The organism is Streptomyces sp. KL116D (assembly GCF_030766975.1).
GTDB lineage: Bacteria > Actinomycetota > Actinomycetes > Streptomycetales > Streptomycetaceae > Streptomyces > Streptomyces longispororuber_A.
On record NZ_JASERH010000030.1, the window covers coordinates 173615 to 193727 of the forward strand.

General features: G+C 71.1%; 14 protein-coding genes. 7 read left to right on the plus strand and 7 right to left on the minus strand.

The window, feature by feature from the left end:
* Positions 1–88 precede the first annotated feature (88 nt).
* Both RBJ77_RS11065 and RBJ77_RS11070 read left to right on the plus strand, forming a co-directional pair.
* Positions 89–1090, plus strand: coding sequence for a proline racemase family protein (locus RBJ77_RS11065; protein ID WP_372344831.1), 1002 nt, complete (start codon positions 89–91; stop codon positions 1088–1090).
* 86 nt (positions 1091–1176) lie between these two features.
* Complete coding sequence (locus RBJ77_RS11070) at positions 1177–1860, plus strand: GntR family transcriptional regulator (RefSeq protein ID WP_372344832.1); 684 nt, start codon at positions 1177–1179, stop codon at positions 1858–1860.
* Positions 1861–1989: 129 nt separating this feature from the next.
* On the opposite strand, the gene RBJ77_RS11075 is transcribed toward RBJ77_RS11070, so the two are convergent.
* On the minus strand, positions 1990–3045 hold the full coding sequence (locus RBJ77_RS11075; RefSeq protein WP_372344833.1) for a biotin/lipoate A/B protein ligase family protein: 1056 nt from the start codon (positions 3043–3045) through the stop codon (positions 1990–1992).
* Positions 3046–3310: 265 nt separating this feature from the next.
* Here RBJ77_RS11075 and RBJ77_RS11080 point away from each other — a divergent pair, with 265 nt between their 5' ends.
* Together RBJ77_RS11080 and RBJ77_RS11085 are read left to right on the plus strand one after the other, a co-directional pair.
* Positions 3311–6427, plus strand: coding sequence for a glycoside hydrolase family 2 TIM barrel-domain containing protein (locus RBJ77_RS11080; RefSeq protein ID WP_372344834.1), 3117 nt, complete (start codon positions 3311–3313; stop codon positions 6425–6427).
* Positions 6424–8391, plus strand: a complete 1968-nt coding sequence (locus RBJ77_RS11085) for an alpha-glucuronidase (protein WP_372344835.1) — start codon at positions 6424–6426, stop codon at positions 8389–8391. Before RBJ77_RS11080 ends, RBJ77_RS11085 begins: the two co-directional genes overlap by 4 nt.
* Before the next feature lie 24 nt (positions 8392–8415).
* Here RBJ77_RS11085 and RBJ77_RS11090 read toward each other — a convergent pair whose 3' ends face one another.
* The 6 genes from RBJ77_RS11090 to RBJ77_RS11115 all read right to left on the minus strand — a co-directional run bounded on the left by RBJ77_RS11090 (position 8416) and on the right by RBJ77_RS11115 (position 16278).
* The gene (locus RBJ77_RS11090; protein ID WP_372344836.1) at positions 8416–10458 is read right to left on the minus strand and encodes a beta-galactosidase; all 2043 of its coding nucleotides are present in this window, start codon (positions 10456–10458) and stop codon (positions 8416–8418) included.
* Entirely contained in the window at positions 10455–11141 is a 687-nt protein-coding gene (locus RBJ77_RS11095; RefSeq protein ID WP_372344837.1) for a hypothetical protein, read from the minus strand. The genes RBJ77_RS11090 and RBJ77_RS11095 overlap by 4 nt, the downstream gene beginning before the upstream one ends.
* Positions 11138–12628: a xylan 1,4-beta-xylosidase gene (locus RBJ77_RS11100; protein WP_372344934.1), complete on the minus strand. Its 1491-nt coding sequence runs from the start codon at positions 12626–12628 to the stop codon at positions 11138–11140. Before RBJ77_RS11100 ends, RBJ77_RS11095 begins: the two co-directional genes overlap by 4 nt.
* Positions 12629–12645: 17 nt before the next feature.
* On the minus strand, positions 12646–14301 hold the full coding sequence (locus RBJ77_RS11105; RefSeq protein ID WP_372344838.1) for an extracellular solute-binding protein: 1656 nt from the start codon (positions 14299–14301) through the stop codon (positions 12646–12648).
* 73 nt (positions 14302–14374) lie between these two features.
* Positions 14375–15247 (minus strand): carbohydrate ABC transporter permease, encoded by an 873-nt coding sequence (locus RBJ77_RS11110; protein ID WP_372344839.1) that lies wholly within the window; start codon positions 15245–15247, stop codon positions 14375–14377.
* Between the two features lie 44 nt (positions 15248–15291).
* A complete protein-coding gene (locus RBJ77_RS11115; RefSeq protein ID WP_372344840.1) occupies positions 15292–16278 on the minus strand; it encodes an ABC transporter permease in 987 nt (328 codons plus the stop codon).
* 184 nt (positions 16279–16462) lie between these two features.
* Here RBJ77_RS11115 and RBJ77_RS11120 point away from each other — a divergent pair, with 184 nt between their 5' ends.
* The 3 genes from RBJ77_RS11120 (at position 16463) to RBJ77_RS11130 (ending at position 20107) form a co-directional block, all read left to right on the plus strand.
* Positions 16463–17461, plus strand: coding sequence for an acetylxylan esterase (locus RBJ77_RS11120; protein ID WP_372344841.1), 999 nt, complete (start codon positions 16463–16465; stop codon positions 17459–17461).
* 132 nt (positions 17462–17593) lie between these two features.
* Positions 17594–18652 (plus strand): LacI family DNA-binding transcriptional regulator, encoded by a 1059-nt coding sequence (locus RBJ77_RS11125; protein WP_255970147.1) that lies wholly within the window; start codon positions 17594–17596, stop codon positions 18650–18652.
* Between the two features lie 147 nt (positions 18653–18799).
* Positions 18800–20107, plus strand: a complete 1308-nt coding sequence (locus tag RBJ77_RS11130; RefSeq protein ID WP_372344842.1) for an extracellular solute-binding protein — start codon at positions 18800–18802, stop codon at positions 20105–20107.
* Positions 20108–20113 lie beyond the last annotated feature (6 nt).

Genomic DNA, 20113 nt, shown 5'->3' on the forward strand with positions numbered 1-20113 from the left:
CTCCGCCACTCCGCCATCCGCCACCCCGACCTACGCCATTGACTCCGCCCGCCACCGACGCCGCCCGTCACCCAAGGAAGGCCCGGCCATGCGCAGCACCCTCGTCCTGCACGCCGTCGACTCGCACACCGAGGGCATGCCGACCCGCGTCGTCACCGGAGGCGTCGGCACCCTGCCCGGCGCGACGATGAACGAGCGACGCCTGTACCTCCGTGAACACCGGGACGACATCAAGCAGTTGCTGATGAACGAGCCGCGCGGACACGCCGCGATGAGCGGTGCGATCCTGCAGCCGCCGACCCGCCCCGACTGCGACTGGGGCGTCGTCTTCATCGAGGTCTCCGGCTACCTGCCGATGTGCGGGCACGGCACCATCGGCGTCGCCACCGTCCTCGTCGAGACCGGCATGGTCGAGGTCGTCGAGCCGGTCACCACGATCCGCCTCGACACCCCGGCCGGACTCGTCGTCGCCGAGGTCGCCGTCACGGAGGGCGCCGCACGCCACGTCACGCTGCGGAACGTGCCGTCGTTCTCCGTCGCCCTCGACCGCAAGGCCACCCTCGCCGACGGCCGCACGGTCACGTACGACCTGGCCTACGGCGGCAACTTCTACGCGATCCTGCCGCTCGACCAGTTCGAGCTGCCCTTCGACCGGGCCCGCAAGGAAGACATCCTCAAGGCCGGGCTGGCCCTCATGGACGCCGTCAACGCCGAGGCGGAGCCGGTCCACCCGGAGGACCCGTCGATCCGCGGCTGCCACCACGTCCACCTGTACGCGCCGGGATCCGACGCCCGGCACTCGCGGCACGCCATGGCGATCCATCCCGGCTGGTTCGACCGCTCGCCCTGCGGCACGGGCACCAGCGCACGGATGGCGCAGCTGCACGCGCGCGGCGAACTCCCGCTGCACACCGAGTTCGTGAACGAGTCGTTCATCGGCACCCGGTTCGCCGGACGCCTCCTCGGCACCACCGACGTCGCCGGGACCCCCGCCGTGCTGCCCAGCTTCACCGGCCGCGCCTGGATCACCGGCACCGCCCAGTACCTGCTCGACCCCACGGACCCGTTCCCCGCGGGATTCGTCCTCTGAGACCGCCGATAACCGATAGGGCCGCCGAGAACCGTCAAGACCGCCGAGAACCGATGAGAACCGATGAGACACACCCGGGAGTTCCGATGACCGCCCACCGCCCCGCTCCCGCCCTGCCCCGCGTCGGCGCCGAGAAACGGAGCCACCGCGAGCGGGTCGCCGACGCGCTGCGGGCCGCGCTGATCGCGGGGGAGCTGCGGGAGGGCGAGGTCTACTCCGCCCCCGGTCTCGCCGGCCGGTTCGGGGTCTCGGCCACCCCGGTGCGCGAGGCGATGCTCGACCTCGCCAAGGAGGGTCTGGTCGACGTCGTGCCCAACAAGGGGTTCCGGGTCACCGCGGTCTCGGCGAAACAGCTCGACGAGTACACGCACGTCCGCGCCCTCATCGAGATCCCCACCACCGTCGGCCTCGCGACCACCGCGGACCCGGCGGACCTGGCGGCGCTGCGCCCCGTCGCCCGGGAGATCGTCGACGCGGCGGCGGCCGGCGACCTCATCGCGTACGTCGAGGCGGACAGCCGCTTCCACCTGGGACTGCTCGCCCTCGCCGGGAACGACCACCTCGTCGCGGTCGTCGGCGACCTGCGCAAACGCGCCCGCCTCTACGGCCTCGACGCCCTGGTCCGCGCGGACCGCCTGGCCGCGTCCGCGGAGGAACACCTGGAACTGCTCGACGCCCTGCTGTCCCGCGACGCGCAGGCCACCCACACGGTCATGACCCGCCACCTCTCCCACGTAAGAGGCCTCTGGGCGTCCCCCACCCACCCGTAGCTCGCGCAGCCGCCCCGAAAGGGGCGCGGGGAACTGCGCGAGCAACCCACCACAACCGACAGTCGCGCCCCACAGAAACCCGGCAGACGCCCCCGCGCCACCCTCGCACGGCCAAGCGCGCCGGACGGCTCACGGCACCCGAGCCGTCCACGCATCGGTCCCGAACTTCGTCCGCACCAGCTCCTCGGCGGCAGCCATCTCCGCCTCGGTCACCTTGTCCTCGCTCAGCCCGTACCGCCCCCGGAACGATTCGATCATGCGGGCGATGACCTCCTCGCGGGGCAGCCCGGTCTGCCGGCGCAGTGGGTCCACGCGCTTCTTGGCGCTCTTGGTGCCCTTGTCGGAGAGCTTCTCGCGACCGATGCGGAGCACTTCCACCATCTTGTCGGCGTCGATGTCGTACGACATCGTCACGTGGTGCAGCACCGCGCCCTGCCCGGCCGCGACCCGCTTCTGCGCGGCGCCCGCGACCTTGCCGACGTCGGTGGCGATGTCGTTCAGCGGCTGGTACCACGCCTTGATCCCCATGTCGCCGAGGGCGTCGAGCACCCAGTCGTCGAGATAGGCGTACGAGTCCTGGAAGGAGAGGCCGGAGACCAGCGACTCGGGGACCGCGAGGGAGTACGTGATCGTGGACCTCGGCTCCGCGAACATCGCGCCGCCGCCCGAGATCCGGCGCACGACGGTGACGCCGTGCCGTTCGACGCCCTCGGGGTCGACCTCGTTGCGCAGCGACTGGAAGCTGCCGATGATCACCGCGGGCCGGTCCCACTCCCACACGCGCAGCGTCGGCGGCCGGTGCCCGAGCGCGACCTGCTCCGTCATCACCTCGTCGAGCGCCATGTGCAGCACGGGGGACTGGGGCGCGTCGTGGATGAGCTGCCAGTCGTAGTCGCGCCAGTCCGTGGCCTGGGCGAGGGCGCGGCGCACCGCCGTGGCGACGCCCTCGGTGGTGAGGCCGAGCATGGTGGTGCCGGCCGGCAGCGCGGCGTCGATCCGGGCGGTCAGGTCGGCCGTGTCCGCGTCGGCCGGGGCGCCTTCGAGCGCGGCGTTGATCGCCGGGAGCGCGTCGTCCGGTTCGAGGAAGAAGTCGCCCGCGACCCGCACGTCCCGCAGGACCCCGTCCACCACGTCCACATCGACGACGACCAGCTTGCCGCCGGGAATCTTGTACTCGCCGTGCACCGTGTGCCGCCTTCCACCGCTGTTGTCCGTATCCTCCGACAACGCTAACCGGAAGCCGGACATTCCGGGTGCCGGTGGCGTCCCGGCACGCCCTGATCACCCACGCGACGACGGAACGCCTCAGGGGGACCGGGCGCCCCACGAGTCGAATTCAGTAAGGCCCTTGACGAATGCCGGTGGCGGACCGGAAGAATCCTCCTGTTCCGTCAAGTTGCCTTCTGGTGGAACGTGTTGACCCTGCCGCGCCGCTCCGAGGGGACCGCCCATGTCCGTCACCCGCAGATCCGTGCTGGCCGCGGGCGCGGCCACCCCCGTGGCCGGAGCGCTCGCCGCGCCCGCGGCCCGCGCCGCCGACCGCGCCGGGAGCACCGGCCGGCACACCGTCCCCCTCACCGACGGCTGGCGCTTCGCACTGGTCAGCCCCGACGGCATCGCCGACCCGACCGGCGCGTACGCCGGCGCCGAGCGGCCCGGGTACGACGACGGGGACTGGCGCCGGGTCGCCGTGCCGCACGACTGGAGCATCGAGCAGACCCCCACCCCCGAGCACAACACCACGAGCGGCACCGGCTTCCTGCCGGGCGGACTCGGCTGGTACCGCACGACGTTCACGGTGCCGAGCGCGTACGCGGGCAAGCGGATCTCCGTCGAGTTCGACGGCGTGTACATGGACGCGAACGTCTACCTCAACGGCGAACTCGTCGGCAACCACCCCTACGGCTACACGGGCTTCGCCCTCGACGTCACCGACCTGGTGCACAGCGACGGCCGCACCGCCGACGTCCTCGCGGTCGAGGTCCGCAACCGGCTGCCCAGCAGCCGCTGGTACTCGGGCAGCGGCATCTACCGCAACGTCCGCCTCGTCGTCACCGAACCGGTGCACGTCGAGCGCTGGGGCACCTTCGTGACCACGCCCGACCTCGCGGCCACCGTCGACCGGGGGTACGCCACGGTCGACGTCCGCACCGCCGTCGCGAACGCGTCGGGGGCCGCGCGGGACGTCACCGTCGTCTCCACCGTCCGCGACCCCAAGGGGCGCCGCGTCGCCCGCACCGAGTCCGTCCTCACGGGAGTCGGCGCCGAGTCGAAGACCGCCCACGACCAACTGACCGTACGGGACCCGCAGTTGTGGTCCATCCAGACTCCCGGTCATCGCTACACGCTCATCACCGACCTGCGCGTGGACGGCCGCACCGTCGACACGTACCGCACCCGCTTCGGCATCCGGTACGCCGCCTTCGACCCGGACACCGGATTCACCCTCAACGGCCGCTACGCCAAGCTCAAGGGCGTCGACCTGCACCACGACCTCGGCGCGCTCGGCGCCGCCGTCCAGCCCGACGCCGTGCGCCGCCAGCTGACCATCATGAAGAGCATGGGCGTCAACGCGCTGCGCACCTCCCACAACCCGCCCGCGCCCGAGGTGATCGAGGCGTGCGAGGACCTCGGCATCGTCATGCTGGTGGAGGCCTTCGACTGCTGGCGCACCGGCAAGAACCGCTACGACTACGGGCGCTTCTTCGACGCCCACTCCGACGCGGACATCGCCGAGATGGTGCGCGCCGCCCGCAACTCGCCCGCCGTCCTCATGTGGTCGATCGGCAACGAGATCCCCGACTCCACCCGCACCGAGGGCATCGCCATGGCGCAGCGCCTCATCGGCGACGTCAAGGCGCTCGACCCGACCCGGCCCGTCGTCATCGGCTCCGACAAGTACCGCTCGCTGCCCGCCGCCGGCTCGCCCGCCGACCAGATCCTCGCGGGACTCGACGGCCTCGGCCTCAACTACAACACCGCGGCCTCCGTCGACGCCCTGCACGCCCGCTACCCGCACCTGTTCCTCTTCGAGTCCGAGTCGTCGTCCGAGACGTCGTCCCGCGGCACCTACCAGGAGCCCGAGCACCTCAACACCGGCGAGAACCACACCCCCGGCAGGCGGGCCACCTCCTCGTACGACAACAACCTCGCCTCCTGGACGATGAGCGGCGAGTACGGCCTGAAGAAGGACCGCGACCGGCGCTTCTTCACCGGCGAGTTCCTCTGGTCCGGCATCGACTACATCGGCGAGCCGACGCCCTACGACGTGTTCCCGGTGAAGGCGTCGTTCTTCGGCGCGGTCGACACGGCCGGGTTCCCGAAGGACATGTACCACCTCTTCCGCAGCCAGTGGTCGGACGAGCCGATGGTGCACCTGCTGCCCATGGACTGGACGACGCACGAGGACGGGGCGGAGGTCGAGGTGTGGGCGTACGCGAACGTCGCCGACGTCGAACTGTTCCTCGACGGCCGTTCCCTGGGCGTGCGGTCCTTCGACGAGAAGAAGACCGTCGACGGACGGACCTACCTGGAGACCACGGAGGCCACGCACGACGACAAGACCGTCACCGGCGGCCCCTACCCGGGCAGCTACACCTCGCCGAACGGCAGCGCCGGCAAGCTGCACCTGACGTGGAAGGTGCCGTTCGCCGCCGGTGAGCTGAAGGCCGTGGCCCGGCGCGGCGGCAAGGTCGTGGCCACGGACGTGCTGCGCACGGCGGGCCGGCCGCACGCGGTGCGGCTGACCGCCGACCGCAGGTCGGCCGGCGCGGACGGGCGGTCCCTCGTGTTCGTGACGGCCGAGGTCGTCGACGCGAAGGGCGTCGTCGTGCCCGACGCCGAGCACCTCCTGGAATTCGACGTGACCGGCGGGCAGTTGGCCGGCGTGGACAACGGGCGGCAGGAGAGCGCCGAGCGCTATCAGGCCGCCACCCGCACCGCGTTCCACGGACTCGCCCTCGCGATCGTCCGCGCGGGCACGAAACCCGGCACGCTCACCGTCACCGCCCGCTCGGCCGGCCTGAAGCAGGGCAAGGTGTCCGTACGGGTGACCGGCCCCGCGGGCGCGCCCGTCACGCCCACCGAGCCCTTCGCACCCGACCCCGGCCCCGGGGCCCCGAAGTACCCGTCGGCGGACGCCAGTTACTCGGGCGCGCCGACCACCCTGCCCGCCGCGATGCTCGACGGCGACCCGGCCACCCAGTGGTCGAACGCCTTCCAGAAGTCCGCCACCGCCCTGCTGCCCGCCTTCAACGGCGCACGGCCCGGCGACTGGATCTCCGTGGAGTGGGCGGACGAGCGGCCACTCGGCCGCGTCGAGGCGTCCTTCACCGTCGACGCCAAGCACTCCCTGCCGCGGTCCGTGGACGTCGCGGTCTGGGACGGCGCACGGTACGTCCCCGTGCCGGACGTCGCCATCGACTGGGCCGCCGCGTCCGGCGAGCCCACCGTCCTCACCTTCGACGCCGTACGCGGCAGCCGCCTGCGCCTGACCCTGACCAGCGCCCGGCCCGGCGACGTCCAGGGCGCGTTCGGCATCAGCGCGCTCGACGTGGCGGAGTCGTGAGCGGCCCACCGGCCGGGACCGACCCGGCCTGGCTCCCCGACGAGGCGTTCCGCGCGGTCGGCTCCCGGCGCGTCCAGGTGCGGGGCGAGGGTCCGCTCGTCGACACCGTCCGGGCCGAGGCCGCCCGGGCCCGCGCGCGGTTCGGCGGCGCGGCGGACGGGCCCGCCGACCTGGTGCTGTGCCTCGACGGCAGCGGCGACGAAGGGCCCGAGGGCTTCACCCTGGAGCGGACGGCCGGGCGGACCACCGTCACGGCCGCCGCCCCCGCCGGCCTGCTGTACGGCTTCTTCGAGGTGGTCAGGCTCGGCGAGGACGCCTTCGTCGAGGCGCCCGCGCGCACCCACCGCCCCGCCGTCGCCGAACGCATGCTGAACCACTGGGACAACGTCGACGTCCACCCCGTGATGGGCCAGGTCGAGCGCGGCTACGCGGGCGGCTCCCTCTTCTGGCAGGACGGACAGGCCCGCGGCGACCTGGCCCGGGTGCGCGCCTACGGGCGGCTCCTCGCGGCCTGCGGAATCAACGCGCTCAGCGTCAACAACGTCAACGTGCACCCGGCCGAGGCCCGCCTCCTCACCGACCGCATCACCGAAGTCGCCGCCATCGCCGACGAGTTGCGGGCCTACGGCATCCGCACCCACCTCTCCGTCAGCTTCGCCGCACCCGTCCTCCTCGGCGGCCTCGACACCGCCGACCCGCTCGACGAGGACGTCCGGCAGTGGTGGCGGGCGGCCGCCGACCACGTGTACGCGCACATCCCCGACTTCGGCGGCTTCGTCGTCAAGGCCGACTCCGAGGGGCAGCCGGGCCCGTTCGCGTACGGCCGCAGCCACGCCGACGGCGCCGGGCTGCTCGCCGGCGCCCTCGCCCCGCACGGCGGCACCGTCCACTGGCGGGCCTTCGTCTACGACCACACCCAGGACTGGCGCGACCGGACCACGGACCGGGCCCGCGCCGCGTACGACCACTTCGCCCCGCTCGACGGGCAGTTCGCCGACAACGCCGTCCTCCAGGTCAAGCACGGGCCGATGGACTTCCAGGTCCGCGAGCCCGTCTCCCCGGTCATCGGCGCCCTGCCGCACACCGAGGTCGCCGTCGAACTGCAGGTCACCCAGGAGTACACCGGGCAGCAGCGGCACGTGTGCGCGCTCGCCCCCCTGTGGTCGCAGGTGCTGCGCTTCCGGCCGGAGGGCGCCGAAGGGCCGACCGTCGGCACCATCGCGGACAGCCTCGTCGCCGTGTCGAACGTCGGCGACGACCCCTACTGGACCGGCCACCCGCTCGCCCAGTTCAACCTGTACGCGTTCGGCCGCCTGGCCTGGAACCCCGACGCGGACCCCGACCAACTTCTCACCGAATGGCTGGAGTTGACGTTCACCCCGGACCGGTCCGCCGAACCCGAGCGGCTCCGCGCCGGACTGCGCGCGGTGCTTGCCGGGTCGTGGGCGACGTACGAGAAGTACACCGCGCCCCTCGGCGTCGGCTTCATGGTGCAACCGGGACACCACTACGGGCCGAGCGTCGACGGCTACGAGTACAGCCCCTGGGGGACGTACCACTTCGCGGACCGCGACGGCGTCGGCGTCGACCGCAGCGCGGCCACCGGCACCGGCTACGCGGCGCAGTACGCCAAGCCCTGGCGGGAGACGTACGAGAGCGCCGACACCTGCCCCGACGACCTGCTGCTCTTCTTCCACCACGTGCCGTACGGGCACGTGCTGCACAGCGGCACGACCGTGATCCAGCACATCTACGACACCCACTTCGAGGGCGTGGCGGAGGTGGCGGCGGCCCGCGAGGTGTGGGCGTCGCTCGCCGGACTGGTCCGCCCCGACGTGCACGAACGCGTCAGCGAGCGGTACGCGGAGCAGGAACGCTGCGCGCGCGAGTGGCGCGACCAGATCAACAGCTACTTCCTGCGCGCGTCCGGGGTGCCGGACGCGCACGGGCGCCGCATCCACTAGGGCCTGTCCGGGGGCTGGTGCCCGTCACTCCAGGCGCAGCACCGCCACTCCGAGCGGATCGAGCGCGAGCGGGTCGCCGCGGCCGGTCCGTTTGCCGGTGAGCAGGTCCGTGCCGGTGGCGTGCGCCGTCAACTCCACCGGATCCGTGGTGTGGTTGAGGAGGAAGAGGAGGGTCCGGCCGTCCGGGGCGACCCGGTGCGCGGTCTCGACGCCGGCGTGCTCCGCGTACGGGCCGACCAGGCCGTGCCGGTCCAGGACCCGGCGCACCACCCACTCGGTGCCCGCGTCGTCCAGCCGGGTCGCCACGTACCAGCCCTCGCCGCCGCGCCTGCCGAACCGGTTGCGGGTGACGGCGGGGGAGCCCGCGTAGAAGTCGGACGTGTAGGTGCCGACCGGTTCCGCGACGCCCAGGGGCGTGACGATCTCGAAGACGAGGCGGCCCGCGGCTTCCAGGCCCGACTCCCCTTCACCGAGCCGGACCGGGTTGGTGACGTCCGCCGGGCGGGAGTCCCACTCGTCGACGCGGACGCCGGTCAGCGCGCCGAGCGGGCCGGGGACGTCCGTGAGGAACGCCCGGTCGTGCTCGTCGCCACGCCCCGACAGGAAACTCGTCACGACGGTGCCGCCGCGCTCCGCCACCGCCTCCAGGCGCTCCGCGAGGTCACCCTTCACCAGATGCAGCACCGGCGCGAGCACCACGTCGTACGCCGACAGGTCCGCGGTCACCGGGACGACGTCGACGTCCGCGCCCGCCGCCCGCGCGGCGCGGTAGTAGGCGTGCACGACGTCCGGGTACTTCACGAGCCGCGACGGGCCGTCCGAGATCTCCAGCGCCCACCAGCTGTCCCAGTCGAAGAGCAGCGCGGTGCGGGCCGGGGTGCGGGCGCCCAGCGTGGCGGGACCGAGCTCCGCCAACTCCCGCCCCAGTGCGGCCACTTCGCGGAAGACCCGGGTGTCGTCGCGGCCCGCATGGCCGATGACCGCCCCGTGGTACTTCTCGCACGCGCCCCGCGACGCCCGCATCTGGAAGTAGAGGACGGCGTCCGCGCCGTGCGCCACCGCCTGCCAGCTCGCCAGCCGCAGCTCGCCCGGCCTGCGCAGCGGGTTGACGTCGCGGCACGCGGTCGTCGACGGCGTCTGCTCCATCAGCCAGAACGGCGCGCCGTCCTTGAGGCCGCGCATCAGGTCGTGCGCGAGCGCGGGCACGGTCGGCGGCGCGTCCAGCGGCGGATAGCTGTCCCACGACGCGAAGTCGAGGTGCGGCGCCCAGCGGTGGTAGTCCAGCGGCCGGAACAGGCCCATGAAGTTGGTGGTCACCGGAGTGCTCGCGCTGTGGGCGCGGATCGCTTCCTTCTCGGCGAGGAAGCAGCCGAGGAGCGCGTCCGTCATGAACCGGTGGTAGTCGAGCGTGATGCCCTGGAACGCGGTGTGGTCGGGGCCGCGCCAGTGCTCGGTGAGCGCGCTCGGCGGCTCGATCTCGGCCCAGTCCGTGTAGCGGTGCGACCAGAACGTCGTCCACCAGGCGTCGTTGAGGGCGTCGAGCGTGCCGTACTTGTCGCGCAGCCAGTCCCGGAACGCGTCCGCGCACAGCCCGCAGTAACAGGCGCCGCCGTACTCGTTGTTGATGTGCCAGGCGAGCAGTGCCGGGTGACCGGCGTAGCGTTCCGCGACGCGGTCCGCGAGCGCGGTGGAGAGCCGGCGGTACGCGGGTGAGCCGGGGCAGAAGTTGTGGCGCTGGCCGTAGCCGTGCCGCCTGCCCTCGAAGTCGGTGCGGTTCACCTCCGGGTACCGGCGTGCCAGCCAGGGCGGCACGGCGGCCGTGCCGGTGGCGAGGACGACCCGGCGGCCCTCCGCCGCCGCCCGGTCCAGGATCCGGTCCAGGACCTCGAAGTCGTAGACGTCCTCGGCGGGTTGGAGCAGCGACCACGCGAACACGCCCACCGTGAGCGTGTCGACCCCGGCCTTCGTGAACAGCCGGTGGTCCGCGTCCGCCACCTCCGCGGGCCACTGCTCCGGGTTGTAGTCCCCGCCGTACGGGATCTTCGGGGTGCCGGGTGCGCCGCTCATGCGGTGAACTCCTCCGCGGTCTCGGTGATCATCGGGCGGCTGGTGCGCAGCAGGGACAGGAGCAGCAGCGGGACGAGCAGCAGGGCGAGGACCTCCGTGAACCAGAGCGTCGCCGCGCCCGCGACGACCAGGGCGCTCAGCGCCCCGACCGTCGCCCCGCCCCGGCGCAGCATGAAGTACGCGGCGAGGCGCGCCGTGTCCGCCGTACGGAAGCGGAAGAGGGCGAGCAGCACCAGGCAGTTGGCGCCCCACAGCACGGCGCCCACCCCGGTCAGTGCGAGCAGGCCCGCCCACCAGCCGGGTAGTCCCGTGGCCGCGAAGTGGGTGAGGGTGTAGGCGATGACCGTCAGCCAGCCCAGCAGCGGTACCCAGAGGCGCAGCGCCGCAGCGGAGTTGAGACGCAGCCCGCGCAGGTACGCGCGGGCCGGGCGCAGCTCCGTCAGGTCGTGACTGCGATGGTGCAGCGCGTACAGCGCGGCGGCGAGGGCGGGGCCGAGCGGGACCAGGCACAGCGCCGCCAGCGGCAGCGTGCCCGGGGCGCCACCGAGCAGCAGCAGGCCGAGACCGCCGGGCGCCACCGTCACGAGGAGCAGCACCTCGACCGTCAGGAGGGTGTGGACCAGGGCGCAGGCCCGCGACAGCGGGCCCGCGCCGAAGTGCGCGGCGGCGGTGCCGGTGCTCACCGGGGTCCGCCGCCGAGCAGGCGCCCCTCGTCCCACCAGGGCGGCGCCTCCTCCACGACCGGCTCGACCTCCACCAGCGTCACCTCGTCGCGCCGCAGGCTGATGTCGAGGGTCGCCCGCGACTCCCGTACGGGGAGCCGGAGGTGGGAGCGGCCGGGTTCGGCGGCCTCGTGCAGCAGGTCCAGCTGGCGCGGGCGGGGCGAGCGCGGGCTGCCCATCCGACGCCATGCCGTGTACGCGTTGCCGCGCTCCTCGTCCACGTGCGAGCGGTGCACGAAGACCTCGTCCCCGTCGGCCGGCACCGACAGGCGCACCGTGTGACCGTCCGCGCCGGCCGCCGCCCACGCCAGGACCGCGATCCGGCCGTCCGGGTGCCGCGTGACGAGGTGGTCGTCGCCGCGCGCGAGCACCTCGTCGCCGAGGCGGGCCATGAACGCGTACAGGTGGTACGTCGGCTTCTTGACCTGCCGGTGCGTCAGCAGCCCGAAGCCGCCGTGGAACAGCGCCGTCGGCACCCCGGCCTCCTCGAACACGTCGCTGAACGTCCAGTACGAGAAGGAGTCCACGAGATCGCCGCCCGCGGCCAGGACCGGTGCCAGGTAGGCCGCGTTGTACGCCGTGTCGTGGATGAGGTTGTCCGGGCAGTACGACGAGTTGAACTCCGTGATGTGCACCGGGAGTTCGCCGAGGCCCGTGCCCTTCAGCTCCTGTCGCGGCGCCGCGAACTGCTCCAGGAGCCGTTCGGCCGGCGCGAGCGTCTGGTGGGAGCCGAACGGCACGTGCTGAGCGGGGCCCGAGGTGTACGCGTGCCGGGACACGAAGTCGACCGGCAGGTCCCGCTCCGCCACGAAGTCGGCGAACCGCGCCAGCCATCCGTCGTCCGCACCCGGCGAGACCCCGGGCCCGCCCACCTGGAGCGAGGCGTCGACGTCCTTCACGGCGAGGGCCGTCGTCTCGTACAGACGGTGGTAGGCCGCCTGGTCCGCGTCCTGCCAGAAGATCGGCAGATCCGGTTCGTTCCACACCTCGATCGGCCAGGTCCGCACCTCGTCCAGGCCGTACCGGTCGACCAGGTGCGCCACGGTCGCCCGCACCAGGTCCGCCCACTCCCGGTGCGAGGACGGCGGCGTCACATTGCCGCCCCACCAGAAGACGGTCTGCTCGCCCGACGCCAACTCACTTGGCATGAAGCCGAGTTCGAGGAAGGGGCGGATGCCGATCTCCAGATACGCGTCCACGATCTGGTCGACGTACGTGAACGAGTGGTGCACGCGTCGCTCGCCCTGCCACTCGTACGGCCGGTACACGCCCACGTTGTCGCTCAGCAGGCCGTGCCCGCGGATGTGCCGGAACCCGATGTCACGCCGGACCAGGGCGAGGGAGTCCTGGTAGTCGCGGCGCAGGGCCAGGTCGAAGCGGCCCGTGCCCACGCAGGCGCGCCAGGCGTCGCCGAGGCGGCCGACCGGCTCGGCCGGGACGCGGATCACCGCGGAGGAGGGGGAGGTCACCCGTTGTCCTTCCGGTAGCGCTCGTAGGCCTTGGTGTGCAGATCGGCGAGGCGGTCGCTGTTCTTCGCCTTCGCCTCGGCGACGTACGCCTCCCACTGGGACATCGGGCGCTTGCCGAGCACGAACTTCAGCATGTTCTGGTTCATGTGGTCCTTGAGCGGCGTCTCCCAGAGCGTCACCTGCTCCTGCTCCGCCGATCCCAGCGGGTGCGGTGGAGCGATCGGCAGCTGCTTCCGCTCGGCCATGGCGTCCTGGAACTTCTTCTCGTCCGGGCTGAACGACGACGACACCAGCTCCCAGCTGCCGCCGTACGTGAACACGCCGTTGAAGAAGCCGAAGTCCTTCTGCAGGTCCTTCGGCGCCTTGGGGTCGGAACCCATCAGGGAGATGCCGGACTTCAGCGCGTACGAGTCGCCGGACTTGGTGTACGTGACGCCTTCGACGCCCCACTTGCAGAAGGCCTGTCCCGCGTCCGAGTACCAGAGCCAGTCAAGGAACTGCATCATCGCGACGAAGTTGTCGCTCTTGAGCGCCTTGCTGGAGACCATCACCCCGTTCTCCAGGCGGATCCCGTCCAGGACCACCGGACCCGCGGGGCCCACCGGCACCGGGATCATCTCGATCTTCGCGCCCTTGACCTGCTTCTCCAGGTTGAAGCGGTAGTTCTGCACGAGCTCCTGCGGATTCGCGCTGATCGCGAACGACTTCTCGCCGAGGAGCTTCTTCACCGCGTCGTCATCGGTCTGCGTGAAGCTCTCCGGGTCCATGAGCTTCTCGGCGACCAGCTTGCGCAGGTACTCGACGACCTGGCGGAACTGGTCCGTCGTGCCGGTGTAGACGAACTTCTTCGCCTTCCGGTCGAAGGTGACGTTCTCGTAGGTCCAGCCGGCGTGAATGCCGTGGGCCTGGCCGAGATAACTGACCAGCGCGGCCGCGGGGTAGACCGTGTTCGTGCTCCAGCGGTCCGTGAGCGGATAGCGGTCGGGGTACTCGTCCTTCAGCGCCTTCAAGGTGTCGTACACCTCGTCCCAGGAGGTCGGCAGGGAGACGCCGATCTTCTCCAGGACGTCCGTGCGGAAGGCCATCGAGTAGCCGGACTTCGGCTTCTCGTGCAGTCCCGGCAGCAGGTAGTACTTGCCGTCGGACTGGCGGATGGAGTCCAGCTCCGGCTCCAGCTTCCACCTCTTGACCTTGTCGCGGAAGTTCGGCATCAGGTGCACGTACTCGCTGACGGGCAGGATCGCGCCCGACGACACGAACGCGACCTCGGAGGGGTGGTACGTCTTGGGGATCAGGAACGGCGCGTCACCCGAACCGATCAGCAGGCTGCGCTTCTTCTCGTAGTCGCTCAGGGGCACGTCGACGGGCTTCAGCGTGACACCGGTGCGCTTGGTGAGCTCCTGCCAGAAGAGCCAGTCCTGCTTCGTCGGGTACACCGGGTTGTTGTTGTGCAGCAGGGAGATCGACAGCGCCTTGGTGGCCTTGAACTGCTCACCGGCGCGGTAGTTCTTCATCGCTCCGTCCTGCTTCTTCGACAGGTCCTTGGAGTCGCCGCCGTCGTCGCCGCTGCCGCAGCCGGTGAGGGCCGCGAGACCCGCGAAGCCGGCCGCGGCCAGGAGCGACCTTCTGGACAGCTGACCATGGTTCGTCACGTGAACTCCCTTGGTGGGTAAGCCCGGTGGTGGTGGGGGAGGGTGAGGTGGGGGAAAGGAGGTGTGCGAGGGGTCAGCCCTTGACCGCGCCGAGCATCACGCCGGAGACGAAGTACCGCTGCACGAACGGGTAGACCGCGAGGATCGGCAGCGCCGTCAGCACGATGGTCACCGACTGGATGTTCGCGGCGGCCTGCGACAGCTGATCGGTCCCGGCCCCCGCGTTGCCGCCGGTCGTGGCGCCCGCGATGAGGTTGCGCAGATAGACGGTGGCCGGCATCAGCTCGGTCCGGTCCATGTAGAGGAACGCCGAGAACCAGGAGTTCCAGAACGACACCGTGTAGAAGAGCAGCATCGTCGCGATGACGGCCTTCGACAGCGGCAGCACGATCCGCCACAGGATCCCGTACGTGCTCAGGCCGTCGATCTGGGCGGCCTCCTCCAGCTCGCCCGGCATGTTCTCGAAGAACGCCTTCATCACGAGGAGGTTGAAGACGCTGATCGCGTTCGGCAGGGCGATCGCCCAGATCGAGTTCTTCAGGCCGAGGCTGGTGATCAGCACGTAGTTGGGGATCAGGCCGCCGGAGAAGAACATCGTGAACACGGCGATCCCGATGAGCGCCCCGCGCCCGCGCAGGTCCTTCTTCGACAGGACGTACGCGTAGACCGTCGTGAGCGTCATGGCGACGACGGTGGAGACGACCGTGTAGAGAACGGTGTTCCCGTACGAGCGCCAGAACGTGCCGTCACCGAAGACGATCCGGTACGTGGTGAGGTTGACGCCCTTCGGCCACAGCGTGACCTCGCCCGCCCTGATCTGCCGCTCGCCGCTGAAGGAGCGGGCGATGATGTTGAGGAAGGGATACAGGGTGACGACCACGACCAGGGTCAGGACGATGCCGTTGACGCCCTGGAAGACGCGGTAGCCGCGGGTCGGCCGGTTCACCGAGGAATGGTTCACGGAGGCACGGTTCGCCGGTACGCGTGCGTTCACCACAGGCTCGTCCCCACCGTCTTGCGCGACATCTGGTTCGCCGACGTGATCAGGACGAGGCCGATGACCGCCTCGAACAGGCCGATCGCCGCGGCGTAGCTGAAGGAGTTCGACTCGATGCCCGTGCGGTACAGATACGTCGAGATGACGTCGGCCGTCGGGTACGTCAGCGGGTTGTAGAGCAGCATGATCTTCTCGAAGCCGACCGCCATGAACGTGCCGGTGTTCAGGATCAGCAGCGTCATCATGGTCGGGCGGATGCCGGGCAGCGTCACGTGCCAGGTCTGCTGCCAGCGGTTCGCGCCGTCGATGCGGGCGGCCTCGTACAGGTCGTCGTCGATGGTGCTCAGCGCGGCGAGATAGAGGATCGTGCCCCAGCCGGCCGTCTGCCAGACCTCGGAACCGACGTAGATCGTCCGGAACCAGTCGGGTTCCTGGATGAACCGGATCGGGTCGTGCCCGAACGTCGTCAGGGCGTGGTTGACCGGGCCGTCCGTGGCCAGCATCTGCATCGTGATGCCGGCGACGATCACGATCGACAGGAAGTGCGGCAGGTACGAGACCGACTGAACGAAACGTTTCAACGCGGTACGGCGGACCTCGTTGAGCAGCAGCGCCAGGACGATCGGCACGGGGAAGCAGAACAGCAGGGTCAGCAGCCCCATCCAGAGCGTGTTCCGGAAGACCTGCCAGAAGGCGGGGTCGCTGAGGAACATGTCCACGTAGCGCAGGCCCACCCAGTCCTCGCCGAGGATCGAGCCGCCCGGCTCGAAACGGCGGAAGGCGATGACGTTGCCGATCATCGGCAGATAGCGGAACACCAGGAAGAACAGGAGCGGCAGGACCGCCAGGGAGTACAACTGCCAGTCGCGGCGCACTGCTTGGCGCCAGGTGCGCTTTCCCGAGGGGGTGCGGCGCGGCGGTGGCGGGTCCTGGGCGGGTTCGGTACGGGGCGGGCTGCCCGTCATGGCGGACGTACTCATGCAGGGCCTTTCGTCACACGGGCATGCTCGGGAGCGCGCTGTGGCGCTCAAGGGCAGGGAAAGGCGAACCGAGAACTTTCAGGAATCTTCCGGTAACGTCGCCGCAACCTAAAGCCGCTCCCGACCCCTGTCAATGGGGGCTGCCGCTACGGGAGTTGGACCCCCGACGCGCTGTGAGGTGCCCGTGCCCGCCTTCGACCTGCCGCTCGACCAGCTGGAACGCCACCGCCCCGAGCCGGACGAACCCGCCGACTTCGACGCCTTCTGGCAGGCGACGCTGAAGTCCGCGGTGCATCCCGAACCACTGATCCGCGCCGAGCGGATCGACACCGGCCTGACCCTCGTCGAGAGCTGGGACGTCACCTTCCGCGGCTTCGGCGGCGACCCCGTCCACGCCTGGTACACCCGGCCCGCGGACACAGCCGAACTCCTGCCGGGCATAGTGGAGTTCGCCGGGTACGGGCGCGGCCGCGGCCTGCCGCACGAGCGCCTCACCTGGGTGAACGCCGGATATGCGCATCTGCTCATGGACAATCGCGGGCAGGGCGACCAGTACGGCAACGGCGGCGCGACCCCCGACCCGCACGCGCACGCCGCCGGCGGCCCCGGGCCCGCCGTGCGCGGGCTGCTCGACCCGCACGACTACCACTACCGGCGCCTGATCGCCGACGCGGTGGGCGCGGTCGCCGCGCTGCGCGCCCTGCCCGGTGCCGACCCGGAGCGGGTCGCCGCCGTCGGCAACAGCCAGGGCGGGGGAGTGGCCCTCGCGGTCGCCGGACTCGTCCCGGATCTCGCGGCCGCGCTGGTCACGGCGCCGTTGCTGTGCGGCATCCGGCGCGCCCTCGACCTCACGGACGACGGGCCCTACGGAGAGATCGCCGCCTACCTCGCCGTGCACCGCGGCGCGGAGGAGGCCGCCTACCGGACGCTCTCGTACGTCGAGGGCGTCTCGTTCGCCCGCCGTGCCCGCCCGCCGCTGCACCTCGGCGTCGGCCTGCGCGACACGGTGTGCCCGCCGAGCGGCGCGTATGCCGCGTACCACCGCTACGGCGAGCTGACCGGCCAGGCCCCCGAGCGGGAGATCCACGCCTACCCGTTCAACGGCCACGAGGGCGGCGACGCCGTGCACGTACGACGTCAACTCGCCTGGCTGCGTGGGGTGCTGGCGGCGCGGAGCGCGTAAGTTCGAGGCCGGACGTTCGGCGGGTCGGACAGAGTGCCGACGCGTCCGGCGTGCGGTTGACGGCATGACCTACGGTTTTCCGGAAGGCGTCCGGAGATCTTTCGGGCGCACGGCGTGATGGAGGTGGGGTACGTGGCCCGCGACGGCGGCAAGGGCAAGGCAGCCACGCAGAGCGCGGACGGGCCGGGCAAGGTGACGATCACCGAGATCGCGCGGGAGGCCGGTGTCTCGGTCCCGACGGTCTCCCGGGTCGTGAACGGACGCTCCGACGTGTCACCGGCCACCCGGGCCCGGGTGGAGGACCTGCTGAACCGGCACGGATACCGACGGCGCCCGCCCGCGCCCGGCGACCGGGCGGCCCTGCTCGACCTGGTCTTCAACGATCTGGACAGCCCCTGGGCCGTGGAGATCATCCGCGGTGTCGAGGAGGTCGCGCACGAGGCGGGCGTAGGCACCGTGGTCTCCGCGATCCACGACCGGGCGGGTGCCGCGCGGCAGTGGATGACCAATCTGCGGGCCCGTGCGTCCGACGGCGTGATCCTGGTGACGTCGGTGCTCGAACCGGGTCTGCACGAGGAACTGCGGCGCCTCGGCGTGCCGTTGGTGGTGATCGATCCCGCGGGGTCGCCCGCGACGGACGCGGCGACCGTGGGCGCCACCAACTGGGCGGGCGGGATGGCGGCGACGGAGCACCTCCTCGGGCTCGGCCATCGCCGGATCGGGTTCATCGAGGGCCCGCCCCGGCTGCTGTGCTCGCGGGCCAGGCTCGACGGCTACCGGGCCGCGCTCGACGTGGCGGGCGTGCCGGTCGAGGACGGGCTGATCGTGCCCGGCGACTTCTACCACGAGTCCGGATTCACCGGCTGCAACGCGCTGTTGGACCTGGCCGCGCCGCCCACCGCCGTCTTCGCCTCCAGCGACCAGATGGCCCTGGGCGCGATCGAGGCGCTGCGCCGGCGGGGTCTGCGGGTGCCCGAGGACATGAGCGTCGTCGGCTTCGACGACCTGCCCGAGGTGCGCTGGTCGGCGCCGCCGCTCACCACGGTCCGCCAACCACTCGCGGAAATGGGCAAGTTGGCGGCCCGCTCCGTCCTCGACCTCGCCCGGTCCGTCGCGCCCGCATCGCCGCGCGTCGAACTGGCGACGGAACTGGTGGTCAGGGCCAGTACGGCGGCGCCGCGCGAGGTGTAGCGCCGACGGTGATCCGAGCAGAACCAGGAATTCCGTCTCGGGGTGTCAACTGCCTTTTTTGTCAAGGGCGTTGACACCCCGTTGGCATTTCCGTAGCTTCCGTGGCCGTCTCCCGATAATTATCGGATCGCTTCCGGAAGGTGCGCCATGCGAGCCACTGCTCCGTCCACGTTCTCCCGCCGTCGTTTCCTCGGTACCGCCTCGGCGGCCGGTCTCGGGGCCGCCGCGCTCACCGCGTGCGGCGGCTCCGACTCCGACGGCGGGAAGGACAGTTCGGGCCGGACCGTCGTCGAATGGTGGAACATCCAGACCACGGAGCCGTCGAAGAGCATCTGGCCCGAGCGTGCGAAGGCGTTCGAGGCCAAGAATCCCAAGGTGCGCATCAAGCTCGTCACGCTGGAGAACGACGCCTACAAGTCGAAGATGACGGCGCTGACCAGCTCGGGGAAGCTTCCGGACATCTACCACACCTGGGGCGGCGGAGTCCTCAAGCAGCAGATCGACGCGGGCCTCGTCGAGGACCTCAGCGAGCCCGTCAAGACCACGCTGGACACGATGGTGCCCGCCTCGGTCAAGCCCTACCAGTTCGACGGCAAGACGTACGCGATGCCCTTCGACATCGGCGCCGTCGGCTTCTGGTACAACAAGGCGCTCTTCAAGAAGGCCGGCATCAGCGCGCCGCCGACCACCTGGGACGACTACCTCGACACGGTCAAGAAGCTGAAGTCCGCGGGCATCACCCCGATCGCCCTCGCGGGCAAGGAGAAGTGGCCCGGCATGTACTTCTGGTCGTACCTGTCGATGCGGATCGCCGGGGTCGACGGCATGCAGAAGGCCGCCGACGCCAAGGACTTCACCGGCGACGACTTCGTCAAGGCGGGCGAGCACCTCAAGGAGCTCGTCGCGCTCAAGCCGTTCCAGAAGGGGTTCCTCGGCGCCGCCTACTCCACCCCGAACGGCGAGGCCGCCACCATGGGCAACGGCAAGGCCGCCATGGAGCTGATGGGCCAGTGGGCGCCCGTCGTGCAGGCCGACGCGGGCAAGGGCATCGGCAAGGACCTCGGCTTCTTCTCCTTCCCCTCGGTGGCCGGCGGGCAGGGCGCCGTCACGGACGTGTTCGGCGGGGGCGGCGGCTACGCGGTCCGCAAGGGCGCGCCGAAGGCCGCCGTCGACTTCCTGAACTTCTTCATGACGGCCGAGTCCGACCGCATCCTCGTCTCCAAGGCCAACATGATCCCGGTCGTCAAGGACGCCACCAGCGCCCTGACCGACCCGAACCTCACGGCCGTCTCGGACATGCTCGGCAAGTCCACCGGCTTCCAGCTCTACCTCGACCAGGCGTACCCGCCGGCCGTCGGCCAGGAGATCAACGACTCCACCGCCGCCCTCATCGCCGGATCCAAGTCGCCCGAGCAGGTGGCCCGTTCGGTCACCCAGGTCGCCAAGAGCCAGTAAGAGACG